The sequence below is a fragment of the Pseudomonas sp. S3E12 genome (genome assembly GCF_001702295.1).
In the GTDB taxonomy this organism is placed as follows: Bacteria; Pseudomonadota; Gammaproteobacteria; order Pseudomonadales; family Pseudomonadaceae; genus Aquipseudomonas; species Aquipseudomonas marginalis.
Genome location: NZ_MBDT01000032.1, coordinates 333,810 through 347,363 on the forward strand (window position 1 = coordinate 333,810; position 13,554 = coordinate 347,363).

Below are 13,554 nucleotides of genomic sequence, written 5' to 3' on the forward strand. Positions count from 1 at the left end.
CCCGGTGAGTGCAGCGACACTTTGGCGCCGTCCGGGCCATACCAGGCGTACTCGTAGTAGCGGTTGGTGAGGTTTTTCAGTTGCAGGTCGACGCTGACGACCGAGCGCAGTGTTGGTAGCGCAACAGCGGTTCAATAAAGTGTTCGTTTGTCCTGGTCGTGAAGGGTGGCCGGTACAGCGCCAACCCTCGCATTTGAGGGCTTCCAGGCTTGGCATGAATTGTGTTGTGACCCGATTGGCGCTGACCCGACAACGGGAGGGAAACCTCACCTTTCATAAGAAACCACACCCATGCACAACGTCCTGCAACGCACAGTCATCGCCAGCCTGCTGGCACTCGGCGCCTTGGGCGGGCCGGTTGCCCAGGCCGCCAATGATCAACAGTTCATCCCGCTGGCCACCTACCGGGTCGGCGCCTATGCGTCCAGCGGCATTCCGTGGTGGGCGGGGGAGATTGATTACTTCCGCTACATCAACGAAGTCGAAGGCGGCGTGAACGGCGTCAAGCTGGTCTGGCAGGAATGCGAGACCGAGTGGAAGACCGATCGCATCATCGAATGCTATGAACGCTACAAAACCGGCCTGGACGGCACACCCACCGGGTTCTTCTTCACCCACAGCACACCGGCCTCCTACGCGCTGATGGAGCGTGCCGCCATTGACCACATCCCGTTGATCGACGGCGCCGGCGGGCGTACCGAATCCACCGATGGCCGCGTGTTCCCCTACGCGTTCCCGCTGTTGCTCAACTACTACGGCCAGGCGTCGGTGGGCATCAACTACATCGCCCAGCGTGAAGGCGGCCTGGACAAGCTCAAGGGCAAGAAGATCGTCACCGTCTATCACGACTCCGCCTACGGCCGCGAAACCCAGGCGGCCATGCAATTGCTGGCGCAAAAGTACGGGTTCGAGAACATCCAGATCCCCGTGGCCGACCCCGGCAACGAGCAGTCGACCCAGTGGCGCCAGGTGCGGCAGATCAATCCGGACTGGGTGTTCCTGCGTACCTGGGGCGTGTCCACCCCCGTCGGCATCAAGACTGCCGTGCGCTTTGGCATCCCCGTGGACCGTCTGATCGGTGATGTGTGGGCCGGCTCCGAAGCCGACGTAATCCCCGCCGGCACCGCCGCCAAAGGCTACCAGGCGCTGGCGCCGTTCCCCGGTGGCGACAGCTTCGAGATCCATAAAAAGCTCAGGCAGTTCATCCTCGATCCCGGCAAGAGCAACCTCAAGGACCCCAGCTATTTCGGCAAGGTCTACTACAACATCGGCCTGATCAACGCTGCGATCGCCGTCGAAGCGCTGCGCACCGGCCAGGCCAAATTCGGCAACCGCGCGCTGAACGGCGAAGAAACCCGCTGGGCGTTCGAGCACCTGGACATCGACGCCGCGCGCCTCAAGGCCATGGGGTTCGAAGGTCTGCTGGCACCGTTGAAGCTGTCCTGCGCCGACCACGAAGGTGGCGGTTCCGCCCGAGTGCAGCAATGGGATGGGCAAAAGTGGGTGCTGGTGACCGACTGGCTGCAGGCCGACCGCGCCACCTTGCGTCCGTTGATCGAAGCCAAGTCGGCTGCGTATGCACAGGAGAAGGGCATTGTGGCGCGTGATTGTTCGGCTGAGGGAGCTAATGGTTTCAGTGGAAATGCACCGGCTTATAATTAATGGCGCTTAACTCCAAGCGTGGTAATTCGTCTAAGCCTGCCATATTGACTTTAATCATCTTCCCATGATCCTTTTCGATTTTTAACTTTATCTTGTTGATGAACTCTTTTTTTATTTTATCATTAGCCAGTTTTTCAGCGAACTGGGGAGTGTGGTACCGACCTTCAAAGTCTGCTTTATATTTGTTCAGTTTTCCTGTCATATTGGTAGGGGCGAAATTCATGCTTACGGTGCCCTCAAACGCCTTGACGGGGCGTTGGACCTCTTTTTGAAATAATCGAGCGAAGGAATGGCTTCCGCCTTCACCGGCATGACAAACGAGTAGCTTGATGTTGTCGTATTGCGAGGGATTTACCCCCTTGCTCCTTAATAAAGTCACCAGCTCTTGAGCTGAATGAGGTTTGCCATCCACGAATACGTGATTGCTCCTGCGCAATACTCTGTCAGTGAAACTGCGAGAGCTCCCATGGGCGACGATATTAAGACGATCTTTTGCTTCGGCTGCATGGCTGACGATATTGAGACGTTTTGCTCCTTTGTATTTATCAACAAAGACGTGCATTTCGCTGCCGATAAATTTCAAGTCCTCCATCTTGCTCCCCATTTGAATAATGTTATCGAACTCCAGACTTTTCTCGAAGTTGTTAAGCGGAGCCGAAGACGCAGCGGCGTCAGTTGAAACGGATCGATGTGTCTGCGGTGTAAAGTTGTCAATTTTTGTACTGTAGGGTCGTCCTCGACTGGCATCATAATGGAACCAGTGACCTGTTTTTTCATCAAGTATGGCGGTCGTTTTGATCCGCTCACTGCTCGCGCCCACTTGATAACTGCCCTCAGCGATATCCGCTCTTTTGACGAACTCCCTGAACTGCGCATTGTTCATTCCACTTTGTTGCAACTGTCGGACGTTTGGAAATTTTGCGCCCGCCGCAGCGGGCCCATGACTGGCAGGCACGCCCGGCGCTTTGCGCAGCACACCACGGCCAAACGCCCGGCTCGCCGCGCCTGTTGCCCTGGCCCGCCCGGCCGCGCGGGCCGCCCCTGCACCTTTGGAGAAGGCTGCACCTGTCAGGTAAGTGACACCGTCAGCAACCAGGTCGCCAAGTGCGGCCAGCAGGTCGCCGTTGATAATGTGCCTGACCGAGGACGCGCCCGGTATCAGGCCTAGGATGATATTGGAAATAACAGCTTCCTTGGCTTTCTCTTCATCGAATGTAGTGATTGCCTTGGTCAATTCAAACAATTCATTGAAGTCGGATGCAGGTTGGCAATGGATGGCAACCAGATCGCCGATATAGTTACTACGTGCGCTGGTGAACGAGTCCGGCGTGGTGACAGGCAACAGACTGGCTGCTTGTTTGGCGGCCTGCTCCTGTGAAGGCGTTTTTTCATAAATTGCTGTGTTTTTCCAGGCCTCACCAACTTGACTGGGGATTTTGCGCCACTCGCCTTGCAGGCCTTCCTTGAACTTCTTTTTCAGGTCTTCGCGCTTGGTTATTTGCCCCTTCTGCGAGGATATTTCATAAAATTCCTTATTGCCGTTACGTTCGGTCTGGAAAATAAGTGCGCGCTTGTCCTTTGCTTGCCTTGGGACGCGATCTTGATCTTTTATTGTCCCGCCAGGATAGGAACTCTCCGACTTCCTGACTTCGCCCTCAATAAAGACGCGTATTTTTCCGAACTCGAGGTCTTTCCGGTCCTCCGAGGGAAGGCTGGCGATCTGGTTCTTTACAACAGTGGCATGTGCATCAGTGAACTGCTTTTTGTAGGTATTAAACGCTTGTTCCTGCTTGGCCTTAGGGTCGGGCAGGCTCGACAGTTGAGCGATCATGGAGGTGGGGAATCGGGGGTCATCGGATACCCAATTGGAGAATCCATTTAACTCAGGGTTGGAAAGGTAAAAATCCAAGAGCGAGAATTTCGGTTGCGTCGAACTGGAAAGATTTCCGTTGCCACGTCCTATCGGGCTGTTATCCCTGAAGCAAGGAAGGTTGTAAGGGCGTTCGGCGCCGAACTTTTTCTTGAGCTCCTCCAATGCAACATCTCGCTGGGTCGGTACCTTGGCGGCAAGGTGTTCGAGGGCGGTTTGCAACGCCGTTGTTTTGTCCTGAAACGCTTTTTGGGTCTGGTCAATTTCCGCTTGTGAATAGTCGTCGTTTTCTCGGGGCACGAGCGTACCGTGCAATTTCCCCCACTCGATCAACGCCAAGCGCGATGTCGAATTCTGAATCGCCTGGCCCGAAGAGGAAATCGGGTCCTTGGCATCCTGTGCAGATACCTGAGCAAAGGTCATCTGCGCCGTGACGCCCGGGCTGTAGGCTTCGATGCGCGCTACCGCCGCCTTCAATGCCACCCATGCGGCCGACCCATAAGTCACCTTATTGGGAATGTCTTTTACCAGCAGTTCCGGCGCTGCACGTGCCAGTAGCAGGTGCGCGGCAACTGGGGCCATTTCTGCCGATACCCGCTTGAGCTTTATAAGGTGGTCGACGAGTCCCTGTTTGATCGTTTCAAGCGGTTTTCCATTGAAACGATCGTCTGCCAGGTTATATCCCGCCACATGATTGAGTTGCGGACGAAACATGCTCTCCTGGTCCAGGGTTGTCGTGATGGCGGTCAAGACCCAATCATGGGGCGAACTGGTTTGCCATTGTTCGCCCATCTTTTCTTGCAGGGCCGATTCGAGTTCACGGGCCTTGGGCGTATTGACTATTTTCTCGATGACCTTAAGAGGGTCGCGCAATTCGCTGGCCGAAAATTGCATATTTTTTACCAGGTAACCCAACGCCCCCTTTGGGTCCGGCCGTGATGTCCCATCGTTGATCAGGCCTGGCAGCTTCAGGTTGTAGCCGAAGTGACTGTAAACCGATTTTTGCTCGTATTGCTCCAGCGGCACTGGCCAGGACAGGGTGCCACCCAGATTGCCAAGCGTAGACGCAGGCAGCGGGAGGCTGTTGATGACATTTCTGAAGTTTTCGAGTTCTTCGGCTGTCTTCGGCAAGATCCAGTTATTGGCCAGAATAAACTGCTCGAGTGTAGGCGATGCCGTTTGACCCAACTCGCTCAGTTGGCCGTATGACGAGTCTGGATCCACAGTCATGGTCGTGCTCTTCAACGCGGCTTCGATTTGACGAGATCCGCTGCGCAACAGTTGCGTCAGCTTCCCTGACAATTCGTTGATATCCTGAAGATCTCCCAAGGCGGTTTTTTCGTTGCTGAGTTCGTCCAGAATGACGGCTGTCGCACCTTCACTTTCTGGAACGTTGGCGGCGTTTTTTCTGAAAGCCTGGGTCCGCTGCAACTCATCGGCTCGCGCGGCGCTTGTATTTCCGTCTTCGCCATAAAAATTCGCCACGACTTCAAAAGGCGCGGATGAGGGGCTGCCCGGCGTGACTTCCACGGGGTTCTTACCCGCCGCCACGATGCCTGTCGCACGCAGCAATGGCGCAACGACCATCTCCCATGACGGGTCCTTGTCCGCAGCCCTCAAGGTTTGGCGTCGACCACTGACCGTTGCGGTGAGGTGGCCGAAGGAACTGAGCGATAGAGGCTTGGACAGATCGATATTTTTGTGTCGTGCCCAATCCACGAACTGTGGATTTTTAAGCAGCTTGTGCAGGTGTGTCCACCACTGTCCGAAGGTCGATTCAGGCGGGATGTTGTCGAGCTTGTCGGTGCCGTCAAATGAAGGACCGGTCTTCGCAATGTCATGCAGGGCCTTGGCGAAAACCAGCGCAAGGTCCTTGTCGCCCTTGGCTGCGGGTGTTTCGTCAGAGGCTTCGTCAGGCGTGGGTGTCGCAGCTCTGTCTTCGGCTGATGGGAGAAGCGTGGCGCCCCCCAGAAGAAGCGGCAGTCGGGTTTCGATATCCTGGCGTGCACCGGTTGCTGATAGGGTCATTAAGGTTTATCTCCCGGCCTTACTCAAACATGGGCGCCCGGCTCAGGCTCGATCGACCGGGCTCGCAGCCTGAGTGAGCAGTGGTGACGTTTGATTCCACACAAGAGTGTTATCAATTGCTTCCTTCCTGGGGCTGCGGGACGCAATCAGGCTCAGGCGGCGCTTGCCGTGACGTGACGGCCAGGGATGGCCGCAATCAGTTCGCGGGTGTAGTCGCTGGCCGGCTGGTTGAAGATGCGTTCCACCGAGCCTTGTTCAACCACGCGGCCATTGCGCAGCACCAGCACCTCATGGGCGAAGTTGGCCACCACTGACAAGTCGTGGGACACCAGCACATAGGCGATGCCCATTTCCCGTTGCAGCTCTTCCAACAGGTCAAGAATGCGCGCCTGCACCGACACGTCGAGGGCGCTGACCGGTTCATCCAGCAACAGCAGGTCGGGTTTCAACGCCAGGGCCCTGGCGATGGCGACCCGTTGGCACTGGCCGCCGGACAGTTCACGGGGCAGACGATCGAGAAAGCTCACGGGCAGGTGCACACGGCTGATCAACGCCCGCGCCGCCTGTTCCAGGGCGGCGCCCTTGAGCAAGCCAAACGACACCAGCGGCTCCACGATGCTGTCGAACACGGTGAAGCGCGGGTCCAGCGCCGCGAAGGGGTTTTGTTGCACCAGTTGCAGGCGTTGGCGCAACGGGCGGAAGTCGCGCCAGCTCAGGTCGGTGACGTCTTGCTGCTCGAACCGCACCCGGCCCTGAGTCGGCTTCTCCAGGCCCAGGGCGATGCGCAGCGCGGTGCTCTTACCCGAGCCGGACTCGCCGACGATGGCCAGGGTCTGGCCGGGGTACACCTCCAGGCTCAGGTCCTCCAGGGCCACGAAGGTCGAGGCTTCGCCCTTGACCTTGGGCAGGGCAAACGTCTTGCCGACATTGTGCAGGCTCAGGATCGGCTCACGTCCCAGGTCGAGGTTGAGCAACGGTTCACGCCGCCTGGCGAAGGCGGGGGCGGCAGCGATCAGCGCACGGGTGTAGTCGTGGCTGGGCTTCGCGAGTATCTGCCGCGGCGGACCTTGCTCTACCACTTCACCCTGTTGCATCACCAGGATGCGGTCGGCACGGTCGAGCGCCACGCCCAGGTCATGGGTGATGATCAGCAGGGAAATGCCGCGTTCACTGACCAGGCGTTGCAAGTGGTCGAGGATCTTGCGCTGCACGGTCACGTCGAGGGCGCTGGTGGGCTCGTCGGCGATGATCAGGCGCGGGTTGCCGGCCAGGGCGATGGCGATCAGCACGCGCTGGCGCATGCCGCCGGAGAGTTCATGGGGGTACTGGCGCGCGCGCAATACCGGGTTGTCGATGCCCACCTGTTGCAGCAGCTCGACAATGTCGGCATCGACGCCGGGGTAGCGTTTGCCCTTGGCGAGTATCAGCGCCTCGGCGATCTGCTGGCCGATGCGCAGCGTGGGGTTGAGGCTGACCATCGGGTCCTGGGGCACCAGGCCGATGGTGCGCCCACGCAGCTTGCGTTTCTGGCGTTCGCTGGCGTGGGTCAGGTTGTGACCATCCACCCACAGTTCACCGGCGCTGATCTGTGCATTCTCGGGCAGCAGGCCTAGGATGGCGTTGGCCAGGGTGGATTTGCCCGAACCGGACTCGCCGACAATCGCCACGGTCTCGCCCTGGGCGAGTGAAAACGACAGGTTACGCACCGCCGGATTGAGCTGGCCGCCGGAACGGTAGTCGACACTCAGTTGGCGCACATCGATTAAACGCGGTTGGGTATTCATCGCTGGATCTCCTCGAACGTGCGGGCGATATGGTTGAGGCTGAACACCACGGCCACCAGGAACAGGCCGGGTAGCAAGGACACCCACGGCGCCGTGATCAGGAAGTGGCGGCCGTTGGCGATCAGGGTGCCCCATTCCGCCGCCGGGGGGGCGGCGCCGAAACCGAGAAAACTCAAGCCCGCGGTGGCGAGGATCGCCGCGCCGAAATCCAGGGTTGCAAGCACCGCGACCGGGCCCCAGGCGTTGGGCAGAATGTGCCGCAACAACGTGCGGCCCCAGCTGGCACCACCCAGGCGTGCGGCTTCCACATAGGGCAGGGTTTTCACCCGCAGCACTTCGGCGCGGGTGGTGCGGGCAAAGCCGGGAATGATGCCGATGCCCACGGCAATCGCCACCGGCACCGTACCGAAGCCGATGGCCGTAACAATCGCCAGGGCCAGCAGCAGGCCGGGCAGGGCGAGCAGCACATCGACAAAGCGCATGATCAGCGCATCGATACGGCCACCGGCAAACCCGGACAAAATGCCCAGCCCCAGCCCGCCCACCAGTGCGATGCCGACGGCCAGGGAGGCGGCCAGCACTGACAGGCTGGCGCCGTAGACCACGCGGGTAAACAGGTCGCGGCCCAGCTCATCGGTGCCGAACCAGTGGGTCAGGTTGGGGGCGCTGAGTTTGGCGGCGGGCGCGGTGGCGTAAGGGTCGAAGCTGCTCAGCAACTGCGGCGTCACGGCGGCGACCAGCGAGAACAGCACCACCAGCACCGCCAGGCTGAACCCTGGCCGGCGCAGCAATGGCAGGAGTGTCGCCGTCGCGCGTTGCCAGGGGCTGCGGCGGCGCCAGAGTGTTTCGCTGCGGATCAGTTTCCGGGTAAGCGTCGTCATGGTCTAGGACACCTTGGGCGTGTGGGAGATGCGCGGGTCGAGCCAGGGGTAAAGCAGGTCCACCAGCAGGTTCACCAGGACAAATGCCGCCGCCGAAACCGCGACGATGGCCAGCACCACCGGAATGTCCTGGCGCAACACCGCTTCCTGGGCCAGGCGACCGATGCCGGAGCGGGCAAAGATGGTTTCCACCAGCACCGCGCCGGACACCGTGTTACCCACCTGCAGGCCGATTAGGGTGAGGATCGGCAGCGCCGCGTTCCGGAAGGCGTGGCGGGCCTGCACCTGGCCCCGGCTCAGGCCCTTGGCGTAGGCGGTGACGATATAGGACTCCTTCCACACGCCCTGGAAGCTGCGTTGCAGCACCTGGGCGTACACCGCGGCGCTCGGAATCGCCAGGGTGACCGCCGGCAGCACCAGACTTTCGAAGCCCTTGCTGCCGGTGGCGGGAAACCAGCCCAGGCCAAATGCAAACACCTGGATCAGCAGCAGGCCCATCCAGAACACCGGCACCGAAAAGCCCAGGGACGGCAAGCGCGCCAATGCCTTTTTCAACGGTTGCCAGCGGATATACGCGGTGAGGTAAGCCAGGCCGATACCGCCGAGTAGCGACAGCACAATCGCCAGGCCGGCCAGGGAAAGGGTCTGGGGCAGGCGCTCGGCGAGCAATTCGGCCACCGGGCGATTGAGCGACAGCGACTGCCCGAAGTCCCCGTGCAATGCCCCCAGCAGCAGGTCGATATATTGCTCGAACAGGCCTTTGTCCAAGCCGTAGTAGGCGCGCGCCTTGGCCAGGTCTTCCACCGACAGGGCGTCGGCTTCCATGCCGGACGCGCTGAGCATGATCGACAAGGTATCGCCCGGCAGCAGATAGAGGATGAAGTAGGTGATGCTATAGGCCCCCCATAGCACCAGCAGCGCCTGGCCGACCCGGCCGATCAGGTAGCGGCTCATGGCGTGCCGACCTCGATATCGCCCAGCAGGGCGAAGCCTTCGGCGGTCCAGCGGAAGTTTTTCACCTTGGGCGACGTCGCGGCCTGCCACACGCGCTCATACACCGGGAACGCCGAGCCTTCGTCGATCAGCAGGTCCTGCAGGTCGCCGTAGGCTGCCGCCCTTTGAGCGCTTTGGGTGGCGGTGATGCCGGCGTCAAAGAGGCCCTTGGCTTTTTCCAGGGTTGGCGCTGCGTAGAGATTGGTGGCCAGGGTCGAGCTGTTGGCGGTGCGAGGGTCGAGGATGGTCTGCAGGATGATCGGATCGGCGCGGGTCATGTAGGTGCTGGTCAGGTCATAGTTACCGGCCGAGTTGTTGGCTACCCATTCGGCGCGAGTGACCACATTGAGCTTGACCTCGATACCGACCTTGCGCAGCTGGTCCTGGAGCAGCACGTCCCCGGCAGTTTCCGCCGGGGTGATGTTGTAGCTCAGGCTCAGGCGCTTGCCGTCTTTGTGCCGGTAGCCATCGGTGCCCTTGGCCCAGCCGGCCTGGTCCAACAGGCGCTCGGCACCCGCCGGGTCGTAGGCCAGCTTGGCGCCCTGGCTTTTGAAGTAGGGCGTGGTGACGTCGTAGATACCGTCCACCACCGGGAATTCGGCGTTGTACACGGTGCTGGCGTAGCTCTTGCGGTCAATGGCCTTTTGCACCGCCAGCCGTACTTGCTTGTCGGCCAGTGCCCGCTCGCCGCGGGTGTTGGGGTACAGGTTCAGCGCCGGCCCCGGCAGCGAGCGGCTCTGGATAGTCGCGCCCTTGGATTGGAACAGTTTCAGGTCGACTTCCGAGAACGGGTTGCGGGGCCACAGAATGTCGGCCTTGCCTTGCAGGAACAGGCCGTTACGCACGCTTTCCTCGGGGATGTAGGTGACGTCCACCGCCTCCAGGTGCGCTTCGCCCTGGTTTTTCATATTCGCCGACGCCCAGGCGTAACCCTTGCGCTTGGTCAGGTGCGCGCCGACTTCCGGGGTATAGCTGGCCAATACGAACGGGCCGGTACCGATGATCTTGCCGAGTGAGCGTTCCTTGACGCTCAGCGCGTAGGAGGCCGGCGCGAGGATCGCCAGGTTGGTGGTGGAGGTCGCCTGCAGGAAGCCCGCATTGGGCTTGGCGAGCACCAGCTTGACGGTCAAGTCATCGACCACTTCGGCGTGATCAAAGCCTGCCAGGTATGTCGCGCCGAAGGTGGCCGGCAGCTCAGTCGCCAGTGCCTTGTTGCTGTCAAAGGCGGTTTTCACGGCCTTGGCATCGAAGCGCTCGCCGTTGCTGAAGGTGACGTTGTCGCGCAAATGGAAGGTGTAGGTCAACGCGTCGTCACTGATTTCCCAGCTTTTCGCCAGCCAGGGAATGATCCTGCCGGTCTGCGGATCCTGGTCGGTGAGGGATTCGGCGATATTGCGCAGCAGCACCCGGTGTTCGAGCCAATAGACCTGGAACGGGTCGACGCTGACCAGGGTGGTGTTGTCGCCGAAGAAGGCGATGTTCAAGGTCTTGCCGGCCTGGCTGTCAGTGCCCGCAGGTGAGCAGGCGGCCAGGCTCAATGCCAGGGCGCAAGGGGCCAATAGACGGCTCATCAAGTTGGAGGTGTTCAATGGGATGCCCTCGTATGGCGATTGGCTTAGAAGTCGTAGGCCAGCTTGGTGTACCAGTAGCCGCCGCCGGGGTAGAACGGCGGGTTACCGTAGGGCGCCAGGCCCAGGTTGCTGTAGACGGCGTGCCGGTCGGGGCGCACGTCGAAGATGTTGGTGCCGCCGATGCTGACGGTGATCTGGTCGACGAAGGTGTAGCTGACGTCCAGGTCGGTGATCCATTTCGCACCGAAGCTGCGGTCGCCGGATGGGTTTACCGCCAGGGTCTTGACCGCGCCGTAGCGGCTGGTTTGCAGGTTCACTGCGAGGTCCTCGACCTTCCAGTTGGCGCCCAGGATCCATTTGGTCTTGGGCGAGGCCTCAGTGAGATCGCCTTCGCGGTCGCGGCCCACCAGGGTGACGCCGGAGTTGGCCAGCGCACTCGGGGTGTCCCGGGTGCCTTCGATAGTGGTCTTGTTCCAGTTGAAGCCCAGGCTCCAGCGCACATCGCCCCAGGCCTCCAGCGGCGTGGTGTGGTCGGCGACCACGTCCAGGCCACGGGTGCGGGTATCGAAGGCGTTGGTGTAATAGTTGACCCAGGTCCCCGAGGGCACGCCTTGGGCGCTGAGGATGCCGTTGATCACGCCGTTGCCCTGGTCGTAGATATTGCTGGTCAGGGCGATGCGGTCGTCGATGTCGATCAGGTAGGCGTCGGCGGTGATGCTGGTGCGCGGTGCCGGCTGCCAGGTCAAGCCCAGCCCGAGGTTGCGTGACTTTTCCGGCTTGAGGTCATCGCCACCCAGGGCCTTGGCCAGGTTGCTGCCCGACGGGGTCAGGCGGGTCACGGCGGGCACCACGTTGCCGTTCACATCGGTAGCCACCCGGTTGTCGGCCACGGTGTAGCCGATCTGGGTCAGGGATGGCGCGCGGAAGCCGGTGCCGACGGTGCCGCGCACGGCCACACTGTCGGTCAGTTCGTAGCGCGAATTCACTTTGAGGCCGAAGGTGTTGCCTGAATCATCGTCGTAATGTTCGATCCGCCCGGCGACGTCGAGGAACCAGCGCTCGGTCAGGTCGAAGCCCAGGTCCAGGTAGCCGGCGTAGTTGTTGCGGATCAGGCTGACTTCATCCTCCGGCCGAATCGTCACCGCCGCCTGTGCGCCCGATGCCGCCGGGTAGGTGCCGGTGATATAGGCTTCGGGGTCACCGGCGAAGGTGCTGAAATGTTCCCAGCGATGCTCCAGGCCGGCCGACACCTGCACCGGCGAGGTCAGGTTGAACAGGCTGTCGTAGCGGCGGGTGACGTCCAGGTTGTTCACCCACTGCTCGAAGCGAAAGGTCGCCAGGTTGTCGAACCTGGTCGGCGACGCGGTGCCCAGGGACGGGTTGATATTCAGGTCGCTGGAATGGTGGACGTTGTTGCGTCCGTAGGTGGTGCTCAGGTCCCAGTTCCACTCGGCCGCCTGGCCCTTGCCGCCGAACAGCAGTTGGTAGTCGCGGTCCTTGATGTTGTTCAGCGGGTAGTAGCCGTCGGGGAACACCTCGGGCACGGCGGCCCGGCCGGTCGGCAGGCGGAAGTAGTTGGCGGCCTCGGCATCGCGCTCGCCGTAGGTGGAGAACGAGTAGAGCGTCAGGTCTTCCAGGGGCAGTTCGGCGTTGTAGGCGAGGTTGAAGGCTTTCAGGTCCGGGTCGCCGTTCTTGATTGCCACCCGGTCCCAGGCCGCTTCCCTGGCCGGATCGTTGAAGGCGCGCACGCTGCTGTCGGCCTTGTCGTTCCAAGAGGCCTCGCCGCGTTTGCGGGCGTCGGCGGAGAGGTGGAAAAAGCCGCCGTCGCCGAGCTTGAAACCCTGGTCGCCGGCCACCTTGATCGTTTCCCCCTGGCCGGAAAACAACTGGCCGTAGCTGGTTTCCAGGTGCCCGCCGCTGTTGCCGGCCTTGAGGATGATATTGATCACCCCGGCCACGGCATCCGAACCATACTGAGCCGCCGCGCTGTCTTTAAGCACCTCGATATGGTCCACCGAACTGACCGGGATCAGGTCGATGTCCACCGCATTGGCGCCGCTGTTGTCGATCGACCCGCGCTGGCCGGTGGCACCGTTGTGCCGGCGTTTGCCGTTGACCAGCACCAGGGTATAGGCCGGGCCGAGGCTGCGGTTGCTCAGCGGACGCGTCACCGAGTTGTAGCCGGCGATATTGGTGCCGAAGTTGAACGACGGCAGCAGCTTGGCAATCGCCTCGGACAACTCGGCGCGCCCGGTCTTGAGCAGCTGTTCGCTGTTGATCACGTCAATCGGCGCCGGGCTGTCGGCCACGGTACGTTGCTGGCCACGCAAACCGGTGGAGATCACGGTCACCGTATCGAGCTTGGCCTCGTCGGCGGCGGCCTCGGCGAAGGAGGGCGCGCCGGCCAGCAGCAGGGAACTGGTCAGCAGTGACAGGTGGAATCTTCTGCGGGGTAGGGGGGCGGCGATGTCTGGCATGTCGGAAAGGGTCCATGTAAGCCTGCTGAAGGCTCCTGGTGATCGGGGGTACGTCCTCCGCCAGGCATGGGGTCGGTGTGTGGAATGAAGATATCCCTATAAAAAACCGTGGGGAAAGTCTTTTTTGGAATAAGCTAATTATTAGATATTGTTATCTTTTGAATTTATAAGATCATCTATTTTTATTATGTGTAGAGCCTTGGCGTGGGCTGAGTGTTCGACATCCAAAACATCGACGTGGGGTGGCATGCCGGAGGCCGGCGTGAGGATTCCCTGCGGCTGAACGTA

The 13,554-nt window shown here is 60.8% G+C and carries 7 protein-coding genes; 1 reads left to right on the top strand and 6 read right to left on the bottom strand.

Annotated elements, in window-relative coordinates; translation table 11 throughout:
- Positions 1-291 precede the first annotated feature (291 nt).
- Complete coding sequence (locus BB029_RS25925; protein WP_065941350.1) at positions 292-1,662, top strand: ABC transporter substrate-binding protein; 1,371 nt, start codon at positions 292-294, stop codon at positions 1,660-1,662.
- On the opposite strand, the gene BB029_RS25930 is transcribed toward BB029_RS25925, so the two are convergent.
- The 6 genes from BB029_RS25930 to BB029_RS25955 form a co-directional block, all read right to left on the bottom strand.
- On the bottom strand, positions 1,634-5,560 hold the full coding sequence (locus tag BB029_RS25930) for a hypothetical protein (protein ID WP_065941351.1): 3,927 nt from the start codon (positions 5,558-5,560) through the stop codon (positions 1,634-1,636). The genes BB029_RS25925 and BB029_RS25930 overlap by 29 nt on opposite strands.
- A gap of 152 nt (positions 5,561-5,712) precedes the next feature.
- On the bottom strand, positions 5,713-7,344 hold the full coding sequence (locus BB029_RS25935; RefSeq protein ID WP_065941352.1) for an ABC transporter ATP-binding protein: 1,632 nt from the start codon (positions 7,342-7,344) through the stop codon (positions 5,713-5,715).
- Positions 7,341-8,225, bottom strand: a complete 885-nt coding sequence (locus tag BB029_RS25940) for an ABC transporter permease (RefSeq protein ID WP_065941353.1) — start codon at positions 8,223-8,225, stop codon at positions 7,341-7,343. Before BB029_RS25940 ends, BB029_RS25935 begins: the two co-directional genes overlap by 4 nt.
- A gap of 3 nt (positions 8,226-8,228) precedes the next feature.
- Positions 8,229-9,179, bottom strand: a complete 951-nt coding sequence (locus BB029_RS25945; protein ID WP_053138972.1) for an ABC transporter permease — start codon at positions 9,177-9,179, stop codon at positions 8,229-8,231.
- The gene (locus BB029_RS25950; protein ID WP_065941354.1) at positions 9,176-10,789 is read right to left on the bottom strand and encodes an ABC transporter substrate-binding protein; all 1,614 of its coding nucleotides are present in this window, start codon (positions 10,787-10,789) and stop codon (positions 9,176-9,178) included. The genes BB029_RS25945 and BB029_RS25950 overlap by 4 nt, the downstream gene beginning before the upstream one ends.
- 44 nt (positions 10,790-10,833) lie before the next feature.
- Complete coding sequence (locus BB029_RS25955) at positions 10,834-13,266, bottom strand: TonB-dependent siderophore receptor (RefSeq protein WP_065941355.1); 2,433 nt, start codon at positions 13,264-13,266, stop codon at positions 10,834-10,836.
- Between the last annotated feature and the right edge of the window lie 288 nt (positions 13,267-13,554).

What these genes read in the sequence shown, in the direction of transcription:
- BB029_RS25925 (WP_065941350.1), top strand. Translation starts at nt 292, where the DNA reads ATGCACAACGTCCTGCAACGCACAGTCATCGCCAGCCTGCTGGCACTC.
- BB029_RS25930 (WP_065941351.1), bottom strand. Translation starts at nt 5,560, where the DNA reads ATGACCCTATCAGCAACCGGTGCACGCCAGGATATCGAAACCCGACTG.
- BB029_RS25935 (WP_065941352.1), bottom strand. Translation starts at nt 7,344, where the DNA reads ATGAATACCCAACCGCGTTTAATCGATGTGCGCCAACTGAGTGTCGAC.
- BB029_RS25940 (WP_065941353.1), bottom strand. Translation starts at nt 8,225, where the DNA reads ATGACGACGCTTACCCGGAAACTGATCCGCAGCGAAACACTCTGGCGC.
- BB029_RS25945 (WP_053138972.1), bottom strand. Translation starts at nt 9,179, where the DNA reads ATGAGCCGCTACCTGATCGGCCGGGTCGGCCAGGCGCTGCTGGTGCTA.
- BB029_RS25950 (WP_065941354.1), bottom strand. Translation starts at nt 10,789, where the DNA reads ATGAGCCGTCTATTGGCCCCTTGCGCCCTGGCATTGAGCCTGGCCGCC.
- BB029_RS25955 (WP_065941355.1), bottom strand. Translation starts at nt 13,266, where the DNA reads ATGCCAGACATCGCCGCCCCCCTACCCCGCAGAAGATTCCACCTGTCA.